Here is a 1,361-nt window from a genome sequence, read left to right as displayed (position 1 = left end):
TGTTCACGAGCAATCGGAAGTGGTTCCAAGAAAAGCCTCTAAGCTTCAGTCATACGAGACCGTACCGCAAACCGACACAGGTGGGCGAGATGAGTATTCTAAGGCGCTTGAGAGAACTCGGGAGAAGGAACTCGGCAAATTGGTACCGTAACTTCGGGAAAAGGTACGCCTCGGTAGCTTGGTCACTTTACTGTGATAGGGCGAAAAGGTTGCAATAAACTGGTGGCTGCGACTGTTTAATAAAAACACAGCACTCTGCAAACACGAAAGTGGACGTATAGGGTGTGACGCCTGCCCGGTGCTGGAAGATTAAATGATGGGGTGCAAGCTCTTGATTGAAGTCCCAGTAAACGGCGGCCGTAACTATAACGGTCCTAAGGTAGCGAAATTCCTTGTCGGGTAAGTTCCGACCTGCACGAATGGCGTAACGATGGCCACACTGTCTCCTCCCGAGACTCAGCGAAGTTGAAGTGTTTGTGATGATGCAATCTACCCGCGGCTAGACGGAAAGACCCCATGAACCTTTACTGTAGCTTTGCATTGGACTTTGAATCAATCTGTGTAGGATAGGTGGGAGGCTTTGAAGTAGGGACGCCAGTTCCTATGGAGCCATCCTTGAAATACCACCCTGGTTCATTTGAGGTTCTAACCTTGGCCCGTTATCCGGGTCGGGGACAGTGCATGGTAGGCAGTTTGACTGGGGCGGTCTCCTCCTAAAGTGTAACGGAGGAGTTCGAAGGTACGCTAGGTACGGTCGGACATCGTGCTAATAGTGCAATGGCATAAGCGTGCTTAACTGCGAGACCGACAAGTCGAGCAGGTACGAAAGTAGGACATAGTGATCCGGTGGTTCTGTATGGAAGGGCCATCGCTCAACGGATAAAAGGTACTCTGGGGATAACAGGCTGATTCCTCCCAAGAGTTCATATCGACGGGGGAGTTTGGCACCTCGATGTCGGCTCATCACATCCTGGGGCTGTAGCCGGTCCCAAGGGTATGGCTGTTCGCCATTTAAAGTGGTACGTGAGCTGGGTTTAAAACGTCGTGAGACAGTTTGGTCCCTATCTGCCGTGGGCGTTGGAAATTTGAAGGGGGCTGCTCCTAGTACGAGAGGACCGGAGTGGACGAACCTCTGGTGTACCGGTTGTCACGCCAGTGGCATTGCCGGGTAGCTAAGTTCGGAAGAGATAACCGCTGAAAGCATCTAAGCGGGAAACTTGCCTTAAGATGAGATTTCCCGGAGCCTTGAGCTCCTTGAAGGGTCGTTCGAGACCAGGACGTTGATAGGTCAGGTGTGGAAGTGCAGTAATGCATTAAGCTAACTGATACTAATTGCCCGTACGGCTTGTCCCTATAACCTT

At 51.4% G+C, this 1,361-nt stretch carries 1 rRNA gene (running past one end of the window); it reads left to right on the top strand.

The window, feature by feature from the left end:
• Positions 1-1,353, top strand: a 23S ribosomal RNA gene (locus GTP45_RS27745); it begins 1,253 nt to the left of the window's first position.
• Positions 1,354-1,361: the final 8 nt, after the last annotated feature.

The organism is Duganella rivi (genome assembly GCF_009857435.1).
In the GTDB taxonomy this organism is placed as follows: domain Bacteria; phylum Pseudomonadota; class Gammaproteobacteria; order Burkholderiales; family Burkholderiaceae_D; genus Rugamonas; species Rugamonas rivi.
This window is presented reverse-complemented; position numbering and strand designations above follow the sequence as displayed.